This is a genomic window from Mastigocladopsis repens PCC 10914 (genome assembly GCF_000315565.1).
GTDB lineage: Bacteria > Cyanobacteriota > Cyanobacteriia > Cyanobacteriales > Nostocaceae > Mastigocladopsis > Mastigocladopsis repens.
The window spans coordinates 5,083,799-5,106,426 of the sequence record NZ_JH992901.1; the positions used below are offsets into that span (position 1 = coordinate 5,083,799).

Consider the following 22,628-nt stretch of genomic DNA (forward strand, 5'->3'; position numbering starts at 1 on the left):
TTGGCTAGGCTACAACTTCATTATTAGCACGAATTGCGGCGGCAATTTCTTCTGGATAAGCATCAGCATAAGCCCAAGCATTGACGAGATCTGCTGCGGTGATGTAAGGATAGTCCTGCAATAGTTGAGCTTCATGAATACCAAGTTGTCGTGCTTCAACTAAAAGCCAAATAGCAATTCGGGTTCCCGCAATACAAGCTTCCCCACCACACACACCAGGAGTTTTGGTAATTCCCCTTCCACCAGTGCTAAGGTTTTTGGTTAGACTTTGAATAATCTCTGCTTTGTCAGCCAGCGATAGGTTGACAAGTTGATGTTCGATTTCTTGACGAGTCATGGCGATCGCAGATGATTGGCAGTTGTCTGTATTTTAGCAATTTGGGTATGGGTGATAACTTTGTTAAGCTACGAAGATCGCACTCTAAAAATATGTCACGATGCTGATAATATCAGGTATAAGCAAACTAGGTTAGGTTTCCTGTGGCTGCACCTATAGAAATTCGTAAAAGAGCGGTATTGCACGCCCAAGCTTGATAATTGAAACACCAATACCATATTACCAACCTCATTCATGACCTCCGAACGCGAAAGGGTCGATAATGATTCACCGTGGAAAGAAATCTTAGAAGCCTACTTTCCCCAAGCAATGCAATTCTTCTTTCCTCAAACAGCTGCATTAATTAATTGGGAACGTCCCCATGAATTTCTTGATAAGGAATTTCAACAAATAGCCCGCAATGCTGAACAAGGAAGAAGATACGCAGATAAATTAGTCAAAGTTTGGCAAATTCAAGGACAGGAAATTTGGCTGTTAATCCATGTCGAGATTCAGGCGAAACCGGAAGATAACTTTGCTCAAAGAATGTTTTCCTACAACCTACGAATTTTTGACAGATTTGCCAAACCAGCCATTAGTTTAGCAATTTTGTGTGATACAGACCCGGAATGGCGACCAAATCAATACAGTTATAATTATCCTGATACGAGTCTGCATTTTAAATTTGGAACCATCAAACTTCTCGATTATCAAAACCGTTGGACTCAATTAGAGAAGAGCAATAATCCTTTTGCAACGGTTGTGATGGCACATTTGAAAACACAGCAGACGAGTAAAAAACCAGGAGAACGCAAAACTTGGAAATTTAGCTTAATTCGCCGATTGTACGAATTAGGTTTTCCAGAAAAAGATATTCGTAACCTTTACCGCTTCGTGGATTGGGTTATGATTTTACCAAAAGCATTAGAAGCAGAGTTTTGGCAAGATTTTAAGGAGTTTGAGCAGGAGCGTACTATGGGTTACATTACCACAGGTGAGCGCATAGGCTACGAGCGTGGGAAACAAGAAGGGGGACAGATTATCATTCTACGACTACTACAAAGACGAGTAGGAGAGCTATCTCAAGAGGTGAAAAAGCAAGTACAGGCTCTTTCACAGGAAGATTTAGAAGCACTTGGCGAAGCGTTACTAGATTTTACAGCAATGGGTGACTTGCTCAATTGGTTACAAGCACATCCTAATGAAGCTGAAAATTAGCGCTCTTCGCCGCTTAACGAGGCGATAAGCGGAGCTTAAGCCTTCGGCGATCGGATTGTTTTGGCAAGATTTTAAGGAGTTTGAGCAGGAGCGTACTATGGGTTACATTACCACAGGTGAGCGCATTGGCTACGAGCGTGGAAAACAAGAAGGGGGACAGACTATCATTGTACGGCAACTACAAAGACGAGTAGGAGAGCTATCTCAAGAGGTGAAAAAGCAAGTACAGGCTCTTTCACAGGAAGATTTAGAAGCACTTGGCGAAGCGTTACTAGATTTTACAGCAATGAGTGATTTGCTCAATTGGTTACAAGCACATCTCAATGAAACTGAAAATTAGCGTTCTTCGCCGCTTAAGGTTCAAAGTAGCGTCTCGTTAGCGCAGCCTCTCGTAGAGAAGAGAAGCGATGGGCTGCGCCCCAACCTAGGCGATGCTCCTTTAGGAGCCGCCCAAGGGGCGATGGCGCAAAGCGCCCGCCTTACGGCGATCGCGTCGAGATATACCGCGTCAACAAAAACTGCTATATTGCACGCCCAAGCTTGATAATTGAAACACCAGTTCAAAAACTCAAGTGAATCACAAAGACACAGAGAGCACAAAGAGACTCTGTGTTATCTATGCCTCTGCGGTTCATTTTATCTTAGTCTTCCCAGGGTAGTAATATATAACGCTGCTTCATCTGCAGGAATCCCGAGAACTTCATTGACTTGGTCATCAAAGAAGCCGCCGATACCACTAACACCTAAGTTCAGGCGAATCGCAGCTAGATTTAGCTTTTGTCCCAAATGACCGGCATCCATGTGTAGATAACGGTAAACGCGATCGCCGTACTGAGCTACGGCTGATTTTAAATCTGCGGTATGGAAAACGACTGCTGCTGCATCTCGTCCTAACTCTTGTCCTAAACAGAGGAAGTGTAACTCTCTACGGAAGTTTTTAAAACGAATTTGTCGCAATTCTTGTGCTTTGGGTGCGTAATAGTAACAGCCTGCCTCAAGACCTGTTACCCCGGAAACAGCAATAAATGTTTCTATTAAATTTAGGTCAAAGTAATCGGTTGAATTATCAAAACCTTGGTCAACGTAATTTTGAGGTTGATAAGTAAAATCGAGTAAAGCTTTTAGTTCATCAAAGGTTAAATCATCACCACTGTAGGCACGGGTAGAACGCCGCTTGAGAATGGTCACTTCTAATCCTTCTAGTTTTTCTGCCCAGTCTATGGGCTGGGTAGCAGTAGGGATTTTTTCACAGAAAGGAAAATTATATTTATCTTCTAAAGATTTTTCTTGTTTCACCTCAGGCAAATTGAGCTTACCTGTTGTCCCTGATTGAATCTCGGTGCAGTGATGAAAATACGTGAGTAGTTCACCATCGGGAATTTGAGGATAGTTAGTTTCCTTAGCAGAGGGTAAGGTTGTTCGTCCTGTGGGTAAGTTTTGCTTAATATCCAGCAAGTCTGCTAGGGGAAGAACTGCGATCGCACCTTCTTGTTGTACATCAATGTACAGGAGTTCGTTCACCGCCTCATCAACAAAGCCACCAATCAGGTGAGGGCGATAGTTACTCACAGCGCTAGCTAACTCAATGTTACCCAACAGGTGTCCCGCATCCAAAAAAACTCGTCGGTAAGCTCTATCTTCATATCGCCATGCAGAACGATAGAAAACGGCAGTGATGATAATTGCTAGCTGGGTACTTTCCAAAGCAGGATGCCAGAAACAAGCTTCTTGCAGCTTCTGCCAAACATCACTTTCCCAATAGTGCATTAGGGAATGAGTTCGACACTGGTAGTTGTACAGCCCTGGTGGTAGTAACGGCGTGCCACGGGAAACTACATACATCTCCGCAGGGTACAAACCACCCGCACTCGGTGCAGCTCTAAGATATACTGCACTTCCCATGGAAGGCATTTTTGCTGTCAGTCCATAGCTGCAAAACAGCAGCCGCGACAACCTTTGCCACCATAGAGCTTCTGGGTTATTGGCAAATGCTTCTGACTCTTCTTGGATGTATGGTTTGAGGTCATAAGCAGAGCCAATTTTGTACTCTTTAAAAGGCACAGGCTGCTTAGACCAATCTAACTCCTTATTCTTGGAGGCGAGGAGTTGCGGGTCGTACTTAGTACGTTCGTGGTAGTGTTGAGCAATCGATTGGCGTAGTTCTGGCATAAGAGTTTATATACGCTTCTGCTACCTATCTTGGCATTCTGGAGGATCATCATTTAGTCTTAATTAGTACAAATAATGAGCAAACAGAGGATGTAATAAGGGTATAAGCGGATAAGGGAGAGAGATTTTGTCATTTCTCATTTATGCTTTTTCATCCATAGATCCGAATACTGGTCCCAACGCCAGCTCTAGTAGAGACGCAAATAAAAAATGACTGAACTCTGTTGTAAAGAGGAATTCAGTCATCTCATTATTAAATTTTATCTCCCCTTAGAATCTCCAAGTACTGTTAATAGGAGTCAATTACCTTAGCATAGTCTCCTTACTCTCTTTGTCTTGTTTCATCAATGACATGGCTTTGGGTGAGTAATCGAGTTCTGCTCCTCTTCTGTTATTAGCAGCAAAATACTTTTTTTTGTCATTTTTATGTTGTTCGCCCAGAAAATAGGTTAACGTTGCAATCACCAAGCCAACAGCAACTCCAAAAGCCAAGATGTCTGTTCCTCCTTCCCACTTCACTGCCTGTCCAAGGAACACAACGCCCAATATCACTACTACGACGCTGGCAAGTTTAGCTTTGAGGTCATCGATGCTACGAATCTCTAGCCAGGCTGGCACCTTGATGCGATTGTCAATAAACAGTTCATAGAGTCCCAATCCTGTGATGTAGAGAACTGTCGCAAGAAGAAACATATCGATGATTTCGATAAACGATAAAACCATTATCTTTTCTTCCTTGCTAGAAACTTGACCTGCCGTTAGAGCATGACTGACCGTAGTGAAAGTCATGAGCGCGCCGTATATTAAGAGTGTAAACCCTGCCACTAACGAACAAAATACAGCGATTATAATGGATAGTTGACAAGCAGTAAAAATTCGCTGAAGGATGTTTCTCAAAAGCATATTCTTTTTGCTCAAATATGTTTGTAACATGGCAGTATAGCAGTTTCAGAATTGGTAAAAATTCTTTACATCCAGTTTTAAGATAACCAACGAATCGAGACAAACTCGGGACAAAATTCACTAATCGAGACAAATTCGCGATAAACTCGGGACAAAGTTGTAAGAATTGCAACGAGTGTTAAGCGTTACCCACATCTCCTCACATCCTTATGAAATAAGCATTTTAGCTTGAGTCCTCAATTCGCGTCTGTTGGCTTTTATTGAGAATGGCAACGGAAGAATTAGGGTTTTAAAATCTAATTTTTAGGGTGATTGCCTTTTGTGAAAAAATGTGGGTAATGACAAGTCCTCAAGTACAGGGTTAGTACGGTGCGATGGCGCGGGAGCGCCCGCCTTACGGCGATGCTCCTTTAGGAGCCGCCCCTTGGGCGTTCGCTCAAAGAAGGTAAATACCCGCATACGTTTAGTTATCATCCAAATTAATAACGCTGGAAACTTGAGCTAGAAACATGGAAACAAAACAGCTAGGGAATACAGGTGTCTGTGTAAGTGCGATTGGTTTAGGGGCTATGCCCATGTCTTTAAGCGATCGCCCCCCAGAGTCGCAGTCAATTGATGTCATCTATCGTGCTTTGGATTTGGGTATCACATTCATTGACACCGCCGACTCCTACTGTAAGGATGAATCCGACAAGCACCACAGCGAGCGACTGATTCACAAAGCTTTGCAAACTTACAATGGCGATGTCAGTCATGTTGTTGTTGCGACAAAGGGCGGCTTGATGCGTCCCAATGGGAACTGGACGCGCAATGGGAACCCGCAGCATTTACGCGAAACCATCCGCATCAGCTTTGAGGCTTTGGGCGGCGAAAAACCGATTGATGTCTGGCAATATCACGCCCCCGATCCTGACTACACCATTGAAGAATCCCTCGCACCAGCCAAAGAAGCAGTCGAGGAGGGTTTGATTCGTTTTGTAGGAGTTTCCAACTTTTCCGTGGAACAAATCAAGCGGGCGCGAGATGTGGTTGATATTGTCTCGGTGCAAAATCAGTACAACCCTTGGTATCGCCAGCCAGAGTTCGATGGCGTACTGGAGTATTGTGAAAATAACGGTTTGACGTTTCTGCCTTGGAGTCCCTTCGGTGGTAGTCGTCGCCATCAAGGCTTGCAAGATTTTCCAGCAATAGCCAAATTAGCAAAGGAAAAAGGCGTATCCGTTTATTCTATTGTCTTGGCGTGGTTGCGTTCTAAGTCGCCTTGTATCTTGCCTATTCCTGGTGCTAGCAAGATTTCTAGCATTGAAGACACAGTGCATGCTGTCGATGTGAAATTATCTGATGAGGAAGTGCAAGGAATAGATCGCCAAACCTAAAAACATGACCTTGCCTTCAGCAGTCAGCGGATGTTGGGTTGAACTATAGAGCAATCTTATTTAATTTGTGAAGTTTTCGTTAATCCGCCTTGGAATATGGACAATAGCCCACAAAACGTATATTATTTTCACCAATTATTTAGGGCTTGCTATAGTAACCACCCAACAAAAAATAATTGAATGGTTGGATTTGGGTATTTTTACCTCATCTTAATTAAAGGCAAAATGGTAAAATCCCAAAACTATAAAAAACACTGATTAAATCTGTTTTAAATAACAGATTTTTTTATGTTTTGTTTTTTGTGAAATCTAATATAATCTGCTTGACAAGGTTTTTATGCATAAATAATAAGCAAAAAGACTATAAGTAGGTCGGCACAAATAAAGTTAACTCATTCAGCCTGTCATTAGTCATTAGTCATTGGCAAGGGTTGCAGGAGTTTTTACATTTTTTGATGTAGTTCTGTTTATTTTACTTATCTACTTAGTGAAAAATTTAGAAATGAAGCGAATAAAATTCGCTACTACACAAGCAAAGTCCCTTCGGGTGTCTCCTCCGGAGAGGCTGCGCCAACGCAGTCGCCTGCGGAGGGAAACCCTCCTGGCAACTTCTCTCCGCAGCGCTGGACTCACCACTTACGTGGACTTTCTCAAATAACCTGCGAAGGCAGGTTTTGTTTGTATAGCCGCGATTTCTAATCGCCAAGGCTGAATAAATTTTACTTTTCATCTCAAGACCAAATGTAAGTATATTCTTACAAATCAAATAGGATGGCTATACTTAGTATTTTTGAATGATTTGTGAAATTCTCTGTTACTCTTTACTTTGTGTCCTTGGTAGTTCATTAAAAATACCTATTTCACAAATGACTTAGAATTGGTATGTGTAATATGTTTATCAATACTTATGATGAAATGGCTGATAATAAATTGGATTCAAATCAAGGAAAACAGCTACTTTACCTTTTAAAAGGGCGAGAGGAAACATGAATTTCAGTGAAAACTCTCACAAACTTTTCCAAAACACGCTATTAAAAGATTGGGGTTGGCTCATTGCTTTTTTAAGCATTAATATATTTAGCGGCTGGTTGATAAAAGTCTCTTCTGCTTCTGTACCTATAGTCATTTATTTTGCTCTTTTTCCCTTAGCTTCTATTATTTATAGTCTTTGCAAGAAGACTTGGATATTGGTACTCACTTTAGTTATTTCAAGTTCTATTTTAGCTTTTACTTTATGTATTTTACCTTTACCTAATGTTTCACGTATAACGATAATTCTGTATTTGATAAATATTTTATTTTTCGCTTTTTTATTGCTTTATGTAGCAAGCACTCGTGGAATTGTAGTTCCGGCTTTAACAGTAATTTTGATAATCTTGCTGTGGATGATCATCGGTTGGCAATCGATGATCCGTCTAGTTTGGTATTGCAATTTAATAGTGACTCTCAACAAAGCCGGGAGAAGGTTAAGGAAATATTTAAATAGTTTCAATGCTGCTATGCTCGTGATGACTGGAACCGCAGCGTTTGGATTGGCAGTGGGATGGATGCTGGGTAGCTTATAGCAATAAGCAATAGAGTTTTAACAATTGAAGGCTGAGGTCAGGTTTTGCGGTAAGATTATAAACTTGCAATAAATCAGGACGCTTGCTGACTGGAGAAGCTATTATGGCCCGGATGTACTACGACGAAGATGCTAATTTAGACCTTTTAATAGGAAAAACCATCGCTATCATTGGCTATGGTTCCCAAGGTCATGCCCACGCCCTCAATCTCAAAGATAGTGGTTTAAATGTGATTGTCGGGCTATATCCGGGCAGTAAGTCAGTGGCGAAGGCTGAAGCTGCTGGGCTGACTGTGAAAAATGTCGCAGATGCTGCCAAGGCTGCTGACTTGATTATGATTTTGTTGCCAGATGAGGTGCAAAAAACTGTTTACAAAAACGAGATTGAACCCAATCTGGAAGAAGGAAATGTTTTATTATTTGCTCACGGTTTCAATATTCACTTTGGTCAAGTCGTGCCACCTGCTAACGTGGATGTAGTGATGGTCGCACCTAAAGGTCCAGGACACTTGGTTCGACGAACATATGAACAGGGACAAGGTGTACCCGCTCTGTTTGCAGTGTACCAGGATGCAAGCACTCAAGCACGCGATCGCGCAATGGCATATGCTAAAGGTATTGGTGGAAGCCGTGCCGGTATCCTTGAAACGACTTTCCGCGAAGAAACCGAAACCGATTTGTTTGGCGAACAAGCAGTTCTGTGCGGTGGTTTAAGTGCTTTAATCAAAGCTGGTTTTGAAACTTTGGTGGAAGCAGGTTATCAGCCAGAGTTGGCTTATTTTGAATGTCTCCATGAAGTCAAATTGATTGTTGACTTGGTTGTGGAAGGCGGTTTAGCCAAAATGCGCGACAGCATTTCCAACACCGCTGAATATGGCGATTATACCCGTGGACCTCGGATTGTGAACGAGCAAACCAAGGCAGAAATGCGTCAAATTCTCAAAGAAATTCAATCTGGTCAATTTGCACGGGAATTTGTTCTAGAAAACCAAGCTGGTAAACCTGGATTTACCTCCATGCGTCGTCAAGAAGCTGAACACCCCGTTGAGGAAGTGGGCAAAGATTTACGCGCCATGTTCAGTTGGTTGAAGAAGGATTAATTTGATTTGGGATTTTAACCGCAGATGCACGCGGATAAACGCAGATAATTTTCTGTTTTAGATTGTTCCCAGGTATCACCTGGGAATGTCTTTCAATAAGTAACGTCTGGCTGCTTCTTAATGATGTCAGAAAGGCGATCGCCCTTGGGCGGGTGCTCCGCACCATCGCGCCTTGCGCGGCTCCCTGCTGGAGCATCGCCCTTTAGGGCGCTGGGCTTTGCCCAATCGCCACCTTTGCGATGATTTCTATACCAAAAAAAAACGCAAAGGTGCAATTCTTCAACTTTGCACCTTTGCGTGAGGTTATTTATTCACCTAATTAAGCTGTGAACACCTCCGCAGGTAAGCGCCTGAAGGACAACCGCTCATTCTCGATATCCACAAAGATGGTATCGCCGTCATTGAATTCGCCGCGTAAGATAGCTTTGGCAATCTGAGTTTCTAACTCGCGTTGAATTGCTCGCTTCAGCGGACGCGCTCCAAATACAGGGTCATACCCTACTTCTGCCAAAAAGTCAAGAGCAGATTCGGAGAGTTTGAGCGACATCTTGCGATCGCTCAGTCTTTGCCGTAGTCTATTTACTTGCAACTGCACAATCTGCCGCAATTCCTGTTTGTGCAATGCATGGAAGATAATCGTTTCGTCGATACGGTTGAGGAACTCAGGACGGAAGCTATTTCGCATCGCCTCCATCACCCGATGGCGCATTTCGTCATAGCGTGAGTCATCACCCGCCACATCTAAGATGTACTGCGAACCGATGTTGCTGGTCATGATGATCACGGTGTTCTTAAAGTCTACCGTATGACCTTGGGCATCAGTAACTCGACCATCATCAAGAATTTGCAGGAAGATGTTAAAGACATCTGGATGTGCTTTTTCAATCTCGTCGAACAGAAGCACTGCGTAAGGACGACGACGAATCGCTTCAGTCAGTTGTCCGCCTTCATCGTAACCCACGTATCCGGGAGGCGCACCGATAAGTCTGGAAACGGCGTGTTTCTCCATGTACTCGGACATATCAATCCGTACCAGCGCTTCTTCGGTATCGAACATATACGCCGCCAGCGCTTTCGCTAGTTCGGTTTTACCTACACCCGTAGGACCAAGGAAAATAAAGCTAGCTATAGGACGATTCGGATCGGCGAGTCCAGCACGAGAACGCTGAATGGCATCTGCGACAGCTGTCACCGCTTCCTCTTGTCCAATCACGCGGTGGTGTAGTTCATCTTCTAGATGTAGGAGTTTTTCTTTTTCAGATTCTACTAACTTACTGATGGGAATTCCCGTCCACTTAGAAATCACTTCCGCAATGTCGGCTTCAGTGACTTCTTCGCGCAATAAAGATTTTCCACTGCGTTGTGCTTGAGCAAGTTCAGTTTCGACTGCTTCCAAATCACGATGCAAACTGGTTAACTTGCCATATTTTAACTCAGCAGCGCGGTTGAGGTCGTAGTCGCGTTCTGCTTGCTGGATTTCCAAGTTCACACGGTCAATTTCTTCTTTGACAGACTGAATTTTCGTGATAATGTCTTTTTCAGACTGCCATTGGCTATTGAGTGACCTTTGTTCTTCTTTGAGATCCGCAAGTTCTTTTTCTAGTCTTTCTAGCCGTTCTCTAGAAGCTGCATTACTTTCTTTTTGCAGCGACAGCCTTTCCATTTCTAATTGCAGAATCTTGCGGTCGATTTCGTCGAGTTCTTCTGGTTTGGAGGTAATCTCCATTTTCAGTCTCGCCGCAGCTTCATCTACCAAGTCAATTGCTTTGTCTGGTAAGAAGCGATCGCTTATATAGCGACTTGACAAGGTTGCTGCTGCAACTAAAGAACTATCGGAAATTTTCACCCCGTGATGAACTTCATACCGTTCTTTCAAGCCGCGCAAAATGGAAATGGTATCTTCCACAGAGGGTTGATCCACATAAACCTGCTGGAAGCGTCTTTCCAAAGCAGCGTCTTTTTCAATATATTTACGGTATTCATCTAAAGTTGTCGCCCCGATACAGCGCAGTTCGCCCCGCGCCAACATCGGCTTTAACAAGTTACCAGCGTCCATTGCGCCTTGAGTCGCACCAGCGCCAACAACGGTATGAATTTCATCAATAAATAAAACTATATTCCCGCCGGACTCGGTAACTTCTTTTAAGACTGCTTTGAGGCGTTCTTCAAATTCACCCCGGAATTTTGCCCCTGCAATCAAAGCACCCATATCTAATGCTATGAGTTTGCGGTCTTTCAGGGACTGGGGTACATCACCAGCTACGATCCGTTGTGCGAGTCCTTCAGCGATCGCAGTTTTCCCAACGCCCGGTTCACCAATAAGTACAGGGTTATTCTTGGTACGGCGCGAGAGAATTTGGATAGTCCGCCGAATTTCATCATCACGTCCAATCACTGGGTCAAGTTTACCTTGACGAGCAGCTTCGGTGAGGTCACGCCCATATTTCTCCAGTGCTTCGTATTTGCCTTCTGGATTTTGGTCGGTCACTTTCTGATTTCCTCGAACTTGTTTAATGATATTCTTTAGCTTGCCTTCGTCTAACCCAAATTCTTGGTATAATTTTCTGCCGAAACGGTCATCTTTGGCATAACCCAGCAATAAGTGTTCAATTGAGATATACTCGTCTTGAAACTCCTTACGATACGCGTCAGCGCGGTCAAGTAGAGTGTCCAAGCTGCGTCCCAAGTATACGGAACTGCTGCTACCAGAGACTTTGGGCTGACTTTGAATAAATTGTTCGGTGCGGTCGCGTAGTTTTTGCAGATTAACACCCGCTTTGGTAAAAATACCGCTGGTTAGACCTTCTTGATCCAGCAGCGCTTTCAGTAGGTGTTCGCTTTCAATCTGCTGTTGTTGATATTGTTTAGCAATATCTGGCGTGTGCGCGATCGCTTCCCAGGCTTTTTCTGTAAATTGGTTTGGATTAGTTGGTTGCATAGGCTTTATTAAGAAAGAACTACTCCAAGCGCACAAAAAGCGCAGATAGAACAAGTCTATAGTTTGTTCTTATATGGTCATTGTAGAAAGAGGAGGGCAATTAACTGGATCGGTGTTCACGTCTTTATAGAGGAGTATTACCACCCCTTTGATGAAGAGATACGAACCGCACCAGGCAACAAAGACTATCTTTTTGCATATAGAGATCTTAAACAAGAGTGCAAAAGTCAAATTTCTGAAAATCAAACCACAAATGCACACAGACAATTCATCTGTGTGCATCTGTGTGCATCTGTAGTTCTAAATATCCGTTCATCATACTTTTGCAAGAAGACTACTGCAAACAGAGGTGGTATGTACAGCGGTTTGCAATTGGGTGAGGTACACAAAGAAATAATGAACCACAGATGGACACAGATAAATTAGTACTTCATTCAGATGAGTTGCGCTGTAACTGGATCGGTGTTCAAGGCGATCGCATTTGATACAGATTATAACCTTCAACAAAAAAAGAACGGATTTCTCAAAGAAACCCGTTCTTTTATGTTTTTAATTTTTCCCCTCTGTTTGAGAAAATACCAAAACAGGAAAGGATTTTTCGTTTAGAAAGTGAAGGTGGTGCGGAGTACACCTACAGTTGTTGTGTCGTTTCTACTATCGCCTTCGGGATTGAAAAGGATAAATGCGCCTGGGGTAATGCTGATATTATCATTCACTTTAAAGCGGTAGTAAGCCTCTAAATGGTAAGGAACAGCCCGATCTACCCCCTCATCGGTAAGGCTAGCATCACCATCGGCAGAGGTGCGATAGAGCGGTTGTCCAAAAAGAATCCCAGCATTGTTCCCTGGTTTGAACAGATCATTGAAGTGAAGCCCAGCCATCCAACTAGTGAAGGTGGTAGAAGCATCAACACGACCAGAAGAATCATTAACAAATAGCGCTGCACCATAGCCAGATAAAGCAACTTTTGGGGACAAACGCCAAGTGACCGTAGCGCCAACAGAGTTAAGTTTGACCGGTGTTCCCAGTGAAACGCCAGCCAATGCACCGATATCACTACTTGTCAATCCTGTACCTAGGATGTTGATTTCGTGATAACTGTTGGCATAGTTTAGACCAATATCTAAAGAACTGCTTGGTCTAAAGTTTAATTGTGCCGCCACAACGCTACTACCCCCAAACACGCCTGATCCTAGGGGTGTGCCAGAAACTCCAGGCTGGATATCCGCAGCCGAACTAGAAATGTTGGCATTTACACTGCCATACAAAGCTCTCAGATCCACCTGCTTTGAAATGTTAAAAATAAATCCCGCAGCCGATGCCAAACCAGAACCAGAAGTCCCTCCGGAGACACGTATCACAGGGTTCAAATTAGCAAAGCGAGAAATCGCCTCTTGCCCTTCACCGTAAAAAGGTGTATTGGCAGCAAAGGCATCCGATACTTCCGCCGCAGTCCCAGCAAACAAAGTTAATTTATCAGCAACGGGAAAGACATATAGCAGCTTGTAAAGTTCAACGTCATTGGCACCGACGCTCGACAAATCTTTAGGATCAACACCAGGAAATTGGGGTTCAAAACCCACACGAGCGCTACTGGCACTCAGTATATCTGAAGATAATCCCAAAGATTCTTGAAGGCTACCACTACCATCCACACCGCCTAAAAAGTTATGCGCTTGCAAACCAGTAATCAGTAAGTCTTTGCCTGTAAAGCTGGTGTTAAGATTCAACCGCACTCTATTTGTCAGGATGATATTAGAGTCATCACTATCAGAAGAGCCTCCTGTAGCACCAATGCCTGCAATAATGGCTTCACCATTCAGTTTGGTCGTCATCGAAAACTGATTTGCTTCTAGTTCTGCTGCACGAGCTTCTACAGCATCCACCCGACCCCTCAGTGTCGCCAGTTCCGCAGCGAATTCTTCTTGCAGTTTCTGCAAGGTGGCTAAATCTTCTTTCCTTACCAAATCAGCGGTTGCTGTGGCAACAAGTTCGTTGACTCGATCTAGACAGGCATTCAAGCCAGCAGCAAATTCATAACGAGTCATAGCGCGGTTGCCTCGATAGGTACCATTTGGATACCCAGCAATACAACCATAGCGCTCAACTAGCGATTGCAGTGATTGAAATGCCCAGTCAGTAGGCTGTACATCAGACAATTGCGATACAGATGTAACCTGTGCCATTATGTCCGATTTCTGAAATAGATTTGAATATTTTGAGATTGGAAGCGAAGAACTAGGAGCAACAGTTAACCCTAAATCCTTCACCTGCTTTGAATCAGAAGCAGGTGAATTTTGTTGTTGACTACCAGGAGATACAATGAATCCTGCCTGAGTTCCACTTGTAATAATACGGGAATTCGACTGGCTTGTTTCTTTGGTAAGTCTGCTTTTATCAGTTTCTGTTTCAGGAGAATTTAGCCTCAGCGTGTCATCTTTCTCCTGGAAATTAGGCGTTGCTTGTACAGGTAACAATCCGATAATTAAAGACAAAAAACCTGTGCCACCAGCAGAAACTAGCAGATATCTTTTCATGGAAACTCCTCACACCTTTCTGGAAAACTCTACTGCGATTTTTAAAAAAATGGTCAAGTAAAATCAGGGCAGAATTTACAATATAAAATATTATCTTATTTGCCTTTTTTCTTTAAACCATAATTTTTTTTGCGTTGAATTTGCTGACATCTGTAGAACTTTTAAGTCAAGTCTTTAATGAGATTAAATAATTTTAACAGCATTTTCCAGCAATTATTAACACCTAATTTTATTTGGAATTTTTATCACTCCTATATAACAAAGTTTTGTCCAATTTATAGTTTCAACACCCGAGGAAGCAGCAAAAGCAGTTCATAACCAGTGTTGAAAAAGGTAAGCTAGTCACTAGTAAGCAAAACTAGTGACTCATCACGAATGGCTAAAAAACAAAAATTTCCTTACCTAGTTGGCTCTAAGTGGACGTCACAGCAAAAAGTAGATGGCTGGCGACACTTCCAAGTGGTCAACCGCAAAAATCAAGGTAAGTGGGTCTATGCCGAAATGGTAGCCGCTTGCGACCCTAATGTTCGTTTCTGGCTTAATGCAAAATTACTACAAGATGGCTCTCAGTGGCAAGCTGGTTGGCAATCTTTGCAGGAGATGAATTCACCGCGAGAGGATGTTTCGTGAAGTGGCTAGTTTTGCCTACCCCAAGACCTTTAGATGTGATAATTTAGACAAAATTTCACAAATATTTTCATCTGTAATAATTATTTACATTTTTTACGCAGTCGCTCTCAAGTCGTAATCACTTTGTCTTAGCAGTTGACAATAAACTGCAAACTGATTTCCGAATTTACTTTCCACGACCCCCTCAGACCTCTGACACTCATTTCTCTACCAAGAGGTCTACCTATTCACATAGGTCTTTTTGATACGAACAATAGATTTAGTAATATTTTGAGCTTTTGTTTTTTGTAACTTTTTTTATATAAAAATTAGATTAAATAATCAAAATATAGTTTTTTAGGGATTAAAAACTATTTTGAAAACAAAAAACCTAAAAAATGTTAGATTAATCCATAATTCGCCTGATAAAACCCTAATAGAGTTGACACCCCCCTTTATTTTCCGTGTGATTTGCACAATAATGACACTCACGAGACCTCACACATCGCCATCTTGCGCTAGGTGAAGGTAAGTGTTTGAGCCACGAGTTTGACAAAAAACTATAAGAGGCAAACAAAAGTGAAACTAGCAGTTTATGGAAAAGGTGGTATTGGCAAATCCACAACCAGCTGTAACATCTCCGTCGCCTTAGCCAAGCGCGGTAAGAAAGTGCTGCAAATTGGTTGCGACCCCAAACACGACAGCACCTTCACCCTGACCGGGTTCTTGATTCCAACAATTATCGACACTCTCCAAGAAAAGGACTACCACTACGAAGATGTCTGGCCCGAAGATGTCATCTACAAGGGCTACGGGGGAGTGGATTGTGTGGAAGCAGGTGGTCCCCCTGCGGGTGCTGGCTGCGGTGGCTACGTAGTCGGCGAAACCGTGAAATTACTGAAGGAACTCAACGCCTTTGATGAGTACGATGTCATTTTGTTTGACGTTCTCGGTGACGTTGTTTGCGGCGGTTTTGCAGCACCTCTCAACTATGCTGACTACTGTTTGATTGTGACTGACAATGGCTTTGACGCGTTGTTTGCTGCCAATCGCATCGCCGCTTCGGTCAGGGAGAAAGCCCGGACTCACCCACTGCGTCTTGCTGGGTTAATTGGCAACCGCACCTCGAAGCGCGACTTGATTGAAAAATATATAGAAGCCGTGCCAATGCCAGTTCTGGAAGTTTTGCCTTTGATTGAAGATATCCGTGTTTCCCGCGTCAAGGGTAAAACTTTGTTTGAAATGGCAGAATCTGACCCCTCTTTGAACTACGTTTGCGATTACTATCTCAACATTGCTGACCAGATTTTGGCGCGTCCAGAAGGTGTCGTACCAAATGACTCCCCAGACCGCGAATTGTTCTCTTTGTTGTCCGATTTTTATCTAAATCCGAGTAAACCACAGGTTGCTAATTTAGAAGAGGAATTAGACTTGATGATTGTATAAATCATCTTAGTTCCAGGATGGGGGACGATATGGCTTTCTTTCATAGTTTTACAGAGTCTATAAAGCAAAAGTGGTTGCAATTTTTCCAGGTGAATCGTGACTGGATTACCCTGCATATGGAGGTGGAGTCTGTTTACACTCCAGATGGTGGTAGGCGACCACCTTCGTACCTCATCCTGGGAGTCGTTAACGCATTGGAACCTAAGCTGGCGCAGTTAATGCTGCCCTTTTCCAAGTTGAACCCTGATGCCGATACCTTGGTCGAGGTGTTGGAGTTGAATTTTGATCCAGATGTCGTTCTCGGTAACCGCGTCCTTCCCAAAGTAGATATGGAAAAACAACGGGAATCAGATGTCATTGACGAAAACTTCCATGATGAAACACTGACAAATTCTCAGATAAATGGCTTTGGGCAAGAAGCAATTGCTCACGAGTTAGATATGGGGGATACGGATGAGGAAACCCTTATGGGACTCAATCCAATGATGGATGATGTTACCGGAGCAAACGAGTTCAAAGTAACTCAAAACGGGGTCGGCAATTCCTCATTCAACGATAAAAATTTAAACAATTTGTCCCACCAAGCAGATGACTCAGTTGATGAGTTTGGTGATATTTCCTTCGATGATTTGAAGGAAGTGGATAGCAAAACTTCCGTAGCAACTACATCAGACGACGAGAATGAGTTTCGCGTTGTGGATGATGTTTGGGGTGACGAAACCGCATCCCAAAAGGGTGAAGCGGATAACGAAATGTTTTTAGGGGAAGAACTATCTTCTGGTTCTTTTGATGAGGATGAATCAGAGATTGCCAGTCTCTTCCCCAAAACCTAATGACTGGGTTAGGAGTTACGAGTTAAGAATAACAACTCATAACAGACGCGCCATGGGGAGCCAGCGCTATGCAGGAGAGTCTCTAACGCCAGTCACCTGCACTGGCTTCTCCGTCTTTTGCGTGCTGGCTCCTTTGTAGGTGACTGGCGTCGTGTTTCTACAACTCATAACTTTAAAAAATTAAGGGGAGAAAATACCAAAATGACTCTTGCTCAATCAGAAGCTTTAACTTTTGAGTGCGAAACTGGAAATTACCACACTTTTTGCCCAATTAGCTGCGTCGCTTGGCTTTACCAAAAAATTGAAGATAGCTTCTTTTTGGTGATTGGTACAAAGACTTGTGGCTACTTCCTGCAAAACGCGATGGGGGTGATGATTTTTGCTGAACCCCGTTATGCAATGGCAGAGTTGGAAGAAGGAGATATTTCCGCACAACTTAATGATTATGACGAATTAAAGCGGCTGTGTTTGCAGATTAAGCGCGATCGCAATCCCAGCGTGATTGTGTGGATTGGTACCTGCACCACGGAAATTATCAAAATGGATTTGGAAGGCTTGGCACCCAAGCTAGAATCTGAAATTGGTATTCCTATTGTCGTCGCTCGTGCTAACGGTTTGGACTACGCCTTCACTCAAGGAGAAGATACCGTGTTAGCGGCAATGGCGACACGTTGTCCGGATAAGGCTCCGGTGGCGGAAACAGAGAAGAACGAACGCAACGCTATTTCCAAACTGCTCAACTTCGGTAAGAAGAAAGAAGAAGTCGTTAAAGAAGAATCTGAGTACGTGGATCATCCACCTTTGGTGCTGTTTGGCTCCCTCCCTGATCCCGTCGTGACTCAATTAACCCTTGAACTGAAGAAGCAAGGTATCAAAGTTTCTGGTTGGCTCCCCGCAAAGCGCTTCACCGAACTACCTACCCTTGAAGAAGGGTATTATGTCGCTGGTGTCAACCCCTTCCTCAGCCGGACTGCTACTACCTTGATGCGTCGTCGCAAGTGTAAGCTGATTGGCGCACCCTTCCCCATTGGTCCCGATGGAACCCGCGCTTGGATTGAGAAAATATGCTCGGTGTTTGGTATTACTCCGAAAGGGTTGGATGAACGGGAAGCCCAAATTTGGGAAAGTTTGGAAGAGTACGTGAAAATTATTCGCGGCAAGTCTGTGTTTTTCATGGGTGATAACTTGTTAGAAGTCTCCCTGGCACGGTTCTTAGTAAGGTGTGGCATGACGGTTCACGAAATCGGCATCCCCTACATGGATAAACGTTACCAAGCTGCTGAGTTGGAGTTGCTGGAGAAGACTTGCAAGGAGATGGGCGCACCTCTGCCCAAGATTGTGGAGAAGCCAGACAACTACAATCAAGTGCAGCGGATTTATGAGTTAAAGCCAGATTTGGTCATTACTGGTATGGCTCATGCTAACCCGTTGGAAGCAAGGGGGATCAATACTAAGTGGTCTGTGGAGTTTACTTTTGCTCAGATTCACGGTTTTACCAATGCGCGTGACATTCTGGAGTTGGTGACTCGTCCCCTACGTCGGAATAACAATTTGAAGGATTTGGGTTGGGATAAGTTGGTGAAGGAAGAAGCCAAAATATAACCTCACCGCTCACCCCTCTGCTTAGTAATTAGTAAATTTTGTTGGGTGCGTTAACATTTTTGGTAACGCACCTAATTTTTTTATTGAACCGCAGCAGGCACAGAGGAGGAAAAAAGCGATCGCTGTTGATTAGCCTTTCGGGCAAGGCAGCTATGTAAGAAGTGAACGAGATAAGAGTTAGAGGGATGATATGGTCGATAGTGAGGTTAGTTTCTAGATGAGTTTTCCCACAATTTTGGCATTGGTATTGGTCGCGGTGGAACACCTATTCCTGCACTGTTGGAGGAATGGAAATGCAAGGATTTTTGGTCATAAATTTCCTGGTGAAGCATTTCGTCAGGACAAAAGTCTAACGAAACTTTTATCTCAAAATTTTCTGACCTCTTACTGTCTGTAATGGACAGAGAACCAGACATACTCCCAACATCACTCATGAATGAAACTTGTTTTTTTGCTGGACAAAATTCTAAAATTACCTTAATCTCAAGTTTGCCTTTTTGTCTGCCATTGTTACTAGGTATGACTAGTTCACATTCAATTCCTTGCCTGAGGGAAAACTGCCATTCAACTCTATTAAATATACCTTGTACATTCCTTTTTCTGAAATATTTTCTCAGAAATTTGTCTTGGCAATAAAATTTTAAATCATTTCCCTTGGGTTCAAAATCTTGAAGCACTTGATTGACAATTTGAACTGCGTTGAAAATTTCATTTTCTAATACAATAAAATCATCTTCTCTATCCAATCGTTTAAATTTGGTAGATAGCATATTAAAAACCTCTGTACTAATCCCGAGTTTCTGAGATTGTTCTACAATCTCTACCAAGCAATGAATTTTCCTCACTCTTTTTTATTTCTCGCTTCCAGGTTCTACCTGAGAACGCATTCCGGTAGGGGCTTGCCTGCTATATAATATAGGTAGCCTGGAGTAAGGTAAAGGCGAAGCCTCTAATTAAAGAATCTCCACGCAAAGCATGGGAATAAGGAAGTCTATTACAGATGAACGTAGATAACTAAATTTACTTCATCTATCTGCGTAAAGTTCGTATTAAAAAATACAATTTTCCAGTTTTTATGACACCATTTAACTCAACAAAAGTGTTATCCGAAGTAGTTATATTAACAATTTCTACATTAGATTGTCCAATAACCGGCAACAGATAATCATGTAATTGCATCTCCTGTAAACAGTTATTGATAGCTGAAACTGCTGAATTATACTCCAAAATCTTTTTTTCTACCGCACTTAGCAACCGCCGATTATTAACAATCTTTTCCTCAGCTTCTTTTTCCAAAGTTTGCTCTAGATAAGCACGGGCATACGGGTACTGCTGTAAAATACCGTCTGCTTGCTTATCCGCCATTGGCAAAAACTGAGTTTTGAGCGTTTGATTGATAGTTTAGCGGAAAGTTTTGCGAATAGTTTGAGAAACTTTTGGCTCAAAATCCAACTTCAATAATTGCCTAATTGCTGATTCTGCTTCCACCATACTTTCGCAATCGTAACCTTGGGAAGTTTGCAGCAAAGTTTGCCGATGCACTGAAGCGGCAGTCCTGGCATATTCAGAGTCCTAAAAAATACAGTCTAAGAGTGTTCCGTATATTCTATGAATAGCTATTATCATATAGCCTCAGTGCATTTACTAAGTTATCATTAAACGTATAACTCTATTTGATTGATAAAAAAGTTACATCGTTACGATGTAGCTTACTGCCGTATTGTCATTTAAGATTTAATATTTATTTAATACATGACTTCCTGATAGCCAATGAAAATATTTGCTTTTAGATTAAAATCCGACGAAGATTTAAAACAAAGTTTAAAGAATTTTGCCGCAAGGCAAAATATTAAAGCAGGGTTTATCTTAACTGCGATTGGTAGCTTAAAACAAGCAACAATTCGCTTTGCTAATCAAGCCACGAGTATAGTTTTACCTGACAAATTTGAAATTCTTTCTCTTAACGGCACAATAGCCACCACTGGCGTTCATCTTCACATTGCAATTTCCGATACACAAGGAAAAACCATCGGTGGACATCTTGACGATGGATGCATTATCTACACCACCGCCGAAATCGTCATCGGTACCAGCGAAGAATATACCTTTCTCAGATCCATCGACAAACAAACAGGCTACAAAGAATTAGAAATTATTCCGAATTTCTCTCAATCTCCTTCTTAAACCTGCTCTGTGTGACAGACTCTTTCCAAGAGGGGGACGGTAGTTGCTACTTAGTGGAAGCCTTTACGCGCATGAAGCTAAGTTTAGTTATGGCAATCAACAGTTTTCTGACCTGAGTGGATCTTACTTGCCAGGATACACCAAACTACAACTGACGACCGTCATTTTTCGGAGATGTCTAATGAGAATTATGAATCAGGCGATTGCAGCATAGATACAGCACCTTGCAAGTAAATGAAGTACAACGCTGTCGTCTAAAAGCCAGACAGAAAGCCCTTTTTACTTCTGAGTTCTGAGTTCTGAGTTCTGAATTCTGCTGTATTATACTTCTGACAAAAATCTCTGAACGCCTACTTAGTGCAATAGAACTACACAAATAAAGCCTGCTTAACTTGAAAGGCTTAGATTTTTAGTGGTCAGCGTAGGCGGATTTTTTTCGTATATCCCCAGACTTAAGCCTGTTAGCTACAGGAAGATATAAATCTACCCATAGTATTGGCAATCCGATTTATTTGATATTAGCTGTATTACCTAAGCGAGAAGAGAAAATCATAAAGAATGGCTAATATCTGATGAGAAATTGCTAGATCATGTTTTCTCTGTTACTTCATTCTGATGATGGCTTGAGAAAACAACTTTGTAGATTGCACTGGCAATCAAAGATTCTTTGAATTTTTAGTAGGGTAATTTGTGTTAACTACTAATTTTTTAAGAAAAAAACGAGAAATTAAAAAGTTTTGAGTTTAAAAAGTGTTTGAAGTATGAATAACCTTGACAACAAACAAATTAGCGAAAAAATCAGTAGCGAAAGAAACTTTCTACTTCAAAAGCTTTGGGATGCCAAAGTAATCATATCTCTCGTATTGATTGCGGTGCTAGTTAAAGTCGGTTATAACGATAATGCCGCTGCTCCTACACCAGTTGTCAATACATATGATGTCAGCAGCAAGACAGAAGATTTTCTGAGTAAAACCGTGACGGTTATAAGCAAACCGATTAAAAAGGTCGGTTTAAGCTCTTTTACGGTGAGTGACGAGCGATTTTTTAGCGGCGAACCTATAGTAGTGGTGAACGCTTCAGGTGTACCTTTCGATTTACCTACTGACAGCAACACAAGAGTTCAAGTGACAGGTGATGTTCGTAACTTAAATATTCCAAGTGTTGAGCGGGATTATAAGCTGAATTTGCAGGACGAAGACTATAAAGACCACATCAATAAACCTGCGATTATTGCTAAGTCGATGATGATAGCACCCACAACAGGAGAAATTACTAAAAACCCCAGCCAATACTATGGTAAGAAACTTGTGATCAGGGGTGAAGTTGACAATATCCAAAGTTCGGTTTTATTTACGCTAGATGCAAACTATTTGCTTGGTGCGGAAGATTTGCTAGTATTATTAAGTGCAACACCAAAAAGGGCTGTTAACCAGGGTCAGACAGTAGGGATGGTAGGAAGTGTTCGTCCGTTCGTTGTTGCAGATATTGAACGAGAGTACGGCATAACCTGGGATGAGAGGGTAAGACGACAGTTGGAAGCTGATTACAGAAATAAGCCTGTGTTCGTTGCTAACACTGTATACCCTTAAGATCATTGTTCAAGCTTATCAAAAGAAAAACCTCGGCAGTGCAACCAATGCCGAGGTTAATGATATAGGTCTTTCTCGTACTATTAGTGAGCTAGTTGGTGGAAAGTATCAGTGCTTTCCACCAACATTCTTTTGTGAGTGTAATCACTTTGCTCGTGTTCTATAGACACGCCAAATAATGAAAACAGTAAGGGATATATAGCCCAACACTGTTAACCAATCTTGCCAGCTACCAGGAATCATC

Annotated in this window: 17 protein-coding genes and 4 pseudogenes; 12 read left to right on the forward strand and 9 right to left on the reverse strand. The window is 42.4% G+C overall.

Annotated features, from left to right (window positions below):
* Positions 1 to 4: 4 nt before the first annotated feature.
* On the reverse strand, positions 5 to 337 hold the full coding sequence (locus MAS10914_RS0124605) for a DUF433 domain-containing protein (protein ID WP_017318606.1): 333 nt from the start codon (positions 335 to 337) through the stop codon (positions 5 to 7).
* A 234-nt stretch (positions 338 to 571) separates the two neighbouring features.
* On the opposite strand from MAS10914_RS0124605, the gene MAS10914_RS0124610 reads away from it, so the two are divergent.
* Together MAS10914_RS0124610 and MAS10914_RS0124615 are read left to right on the forward strand one after the other, a co-directional pair.
* Entirely contained in the window at positions 572 to 1,534 is a 963-nt protein-coding gene (locus MAS10914_RS0124610; RefSeq protein WP_017318607.1) for a DUF4351 domain-containing protein, read from the forward strand.
* A 58-nt stretch (positions 1,535 to 1,592) separates the two neighbouring features.
* Positions 1,593 to 1,874: pseudogene (locus tag MAS10914_RS0124615) on the forward strand (DUF4351 domain-containing protein); the annotation flags it as partial.
* Between the two features lie 296 nt (positions 1,875 to 2,170).
* Here MAS10914_RS0124615 and MAS10914_RS0124620 read toward each other — a convergent pair.
* Positions 2,171 to 3,703, reverse strand: coding sequence for a SagB/ThcOx family dehydrogenase (locus tag MAS10914_RS0124620; protein ID WP_017318609.1), 1,533 nt, complete (start codon positions 3,701 to 3,703; stop codon positions 2,171 to 2,173).
* 303 nt (positions 3,704 to 4,006) lie between these two features.
* The gene (locus MAS10914_RS31000) at positions 4,007 to 4,636 is read right to left on the reverse strand and encodes a YqhA family protein (protein WP_198015003.1); all 630 of its coding nucleotides are present in this window, start codon (positions 4,634 to 4,636) and stop codon (positions 4,007 to 4,009) included.
* Between the two features lie 479 nt (positions 4,637 to 5,115).
* Here MAS10914_RS31000 and MAS10914_RS0124630 point away from each other — a divergent pair, with 479 nt between their 5' ends.
* From MAS10914_RS0124630 to ilvC, 4 genes are all read left to right on the forward strand, one after another.
* Positions 5,116 to 5,982 carry an aldo/keto reductase gene (locus MAS10914_RS0124630; protein ID WP_017318611.1) on the forward strand — a complete coding sequence of 289 codons (867 nt, stop codon included), beginning with the start codon at positions 5,116 to 5,118 and terminating at the stop codon, positions 5,980 to 5,982.
* A 502-nt stretch (positions 5,983 to 6,484) separates the two neighbouring features.
* Positions 6,485 to 6,640: a hypothetical protein gene (locus MAS10914_RS34620; RefSeq protein WP_156818234.1), complete on the forward strand. Its 156-nt coding sequence runs from the start codon at positions 6,485 to 6,487 to the stop codon at positions 6,638 to 6,640.
* Between the two features lie 328 nt (positions 6,641 to 6,968).
* The gene (locus tag MAS10914_RS0124640; protein WP_017318613.1) at positions 6,969 to 7,547 is read left to right on the forward strand and encodes a hypothetical protein; all 579 of its coding nucleotides are present in this window, start codon (positions 6,969 to 6,971) and stop codon (positions 7,545 to 7,547) included.
* A gap of 103 nt (positions 7,548 to 7,650) precedes the next feature.
* Positions 7,651 to 8,646 carry a ketol-acid reductoisomerase gene (gene ilvC / locus MAS10914_RS0124645; protein WP_017318614.1) on the forward strand — a complete coding sequence of 332 codons (996 nt, stop codon included), beginning with the start codon at positions 7,651 to 7,653 and terminating at the stop codon, positions 8,644 to 8,646.
* Positions 8,647 to 8,738: 92 nt separating this feature from the next.
* Here ilvC and MAS10914_RS34625 read toward each other — a convergent pair whose 3' ends face one another.
* The 3 genes from MAS10914_RS34625 to MAS10914_RS0124655 form a co-directional block, all read right to left on the reverse strand.
* Entirely contained in the window at positions 8,739 to 8,921 is a 183-nt protein-coding gene (locus MAS10914_RS34625) for a hypothetical protein (protein WP_156818235.1), read from the reverse strand.
* A 44-nt stretch (positions 8,922 to 8,965) separates the two neighbouring features.
* Positions 8,966 to 11,584 carry an ATP-dependent chaperone ClpB gene (gene clpB / locus MAS10914_RS0124650; protein ID WP_017318615.1) on the reverse strand — a complete coding sequence of 873 codons (2,619 nt, stop codon included), beginning with the start codon at positions 11,582 to 11,584 and terminating at the stop codon, positions 8,966 to 8,968.
* 602 nt (positions 11,585 to 12,186) lie between these two features.
* Complete coding sequence (locus MAS10914_RS0124655; RefSeq protein WP_017318616.1) at positions 12,187 to 14,121, reverse strand: iron uptake porin; 1,935 nt, start codon at positions 14,119 to 14,121, stop codon at positions 12,187 to 12,189.
* Positions 14,122 to 14,496: 375 nt separating this feature from the next.
* Between MAS10914_RS0124655 and MAS10914_RS0124660 the strand changes: the two genes are divergently transcribed.
* The 4 genes from MAS10914_RS0124660 (at position 14,497) to MAS10914_RS0124675 (ending at position 18,611) form a co-directional block, all read left to right on the forward strand.
* Positions 14,497 to 14,751, forward strand: coding sequence for a TIGR02450 family Trp-rich protein (locus tag MAS10914_RS0124660; protein ID WP_017318617.1), 255 nt, complete (start codon positions 14,497 to 14,499; stop codon positions 14,749 to 14,751).
* 558 nt (positions 14,752 to 15,309) lie between these two features.
* Complete coding sequence (gene bchL / locus MAS10914_RS0124665) at positions 15,310 to 16,176, forward strand: ferredoxin:protochlorophyllide reductase (ATP-dependent) iron-sulfur ATP-binding protein (protein WP_017318618.1); 867 nt, start codon at positions 15,310 to 15,312, stop codon at positions 16,174 to 16,176.
* Between the two features lie 29 nt (positions 16,177 to 16,205).
* Positions 16,206 to 17,009: a DUF5331 domain-containing protein gene (locus MAS10914_RS0124670; protein ID WP_017318619.1), complete on the forward strand. Its 804-nt coding sequence runs from the start codon at positions 16,206 to 16,208 to the stop codon at positions 17,007 to 17,009.
* 201 nt (positions 17,010 to 17,210) lie between these two features.
* Positions 17,211 to 18,611 carry a ferredoxin:protochlorophyllide reductase (ATP-dependent) subunit N gene (locus tag MAS10914_RS0124675; RefSeq protein ID WP_017318620.1) on the forward strand — a complete coding sequence of 467 codons (1,401 nt, stop codon included), beginning with the start codon at positions 17,211 to 17,213 and terminating at the stop codon, positions 18,609 to 18,611.
* A 178-nt stretch (positions 18,612 to 18,789) separates the two neighbouring features.
* Here MAS10914_RS0124675 and MAS10914_RS35885 read toward each other — a convergent pair.
* The 3 pseudogenes from MAS10914_RS35885 to MAS10914_RS33180 form a co-directional block, all read right to left on the reverse strand.
* Positions 18,790 to 18,924: pseudogene (locus MAS10914_RS35885) on the reverse strand (HNH endonuclease); the annotation flags it as partial.
* Between the two features lie 136 nt (positions 18,925 to 19,060).
* Positions 19,061 to 19,381, reverse strand: a pseudogene (locus tag MAS10914_RS35890) (KGK domain-containing protein); the annotation flags it as partial.
* Between the two features lie 259 nt (positions 19,382 to 19,640).
* Positions 19,641 to 20,147 (reverse strand): annotated as a pseudogene (locus tag MAS10914_RS33180) (dynamin family protein); the annotation flags it as partial.
* A 234-nt stretch (positions 20,148 to 20,381) separates the two neighbouring features.
* Here MAS10914_RS33180 and MAS10914_RS0124695 point away from each other — a divergent pair.
* Both MAS10914_RS0124695 and MAS10914_RS0124700 read left to right on the forward strand, forming a co-directional pair.
* Positions 20,382 to 20,795 (forward strand): PPC domain-containing DNA-binding protein, encoded by a 414-nt coding sequence (locus MAS10914_RS0124695; RefSeq protein WP_017318624.1) that lies wholly within the window; start codon positions 20,382 to 20,384, stop codon positions 20,793 to 20,795.
* Between the two features lie 761 nt (positions 20,796 to 21,556).
* Positions 21,557 to 22,384 (forward strand): hypothetical protein, encoded by an 828-nt coding sequence (locus MAS10914_RS0124700; protein ID WP_017318625.1) that lies wholly within the window; start codon positions 21,557 to 21,559, stop codon positions 22,382 to 22,384.
* Positions 22,385 to 22,628: the final 244 nt, after the last annotated feature.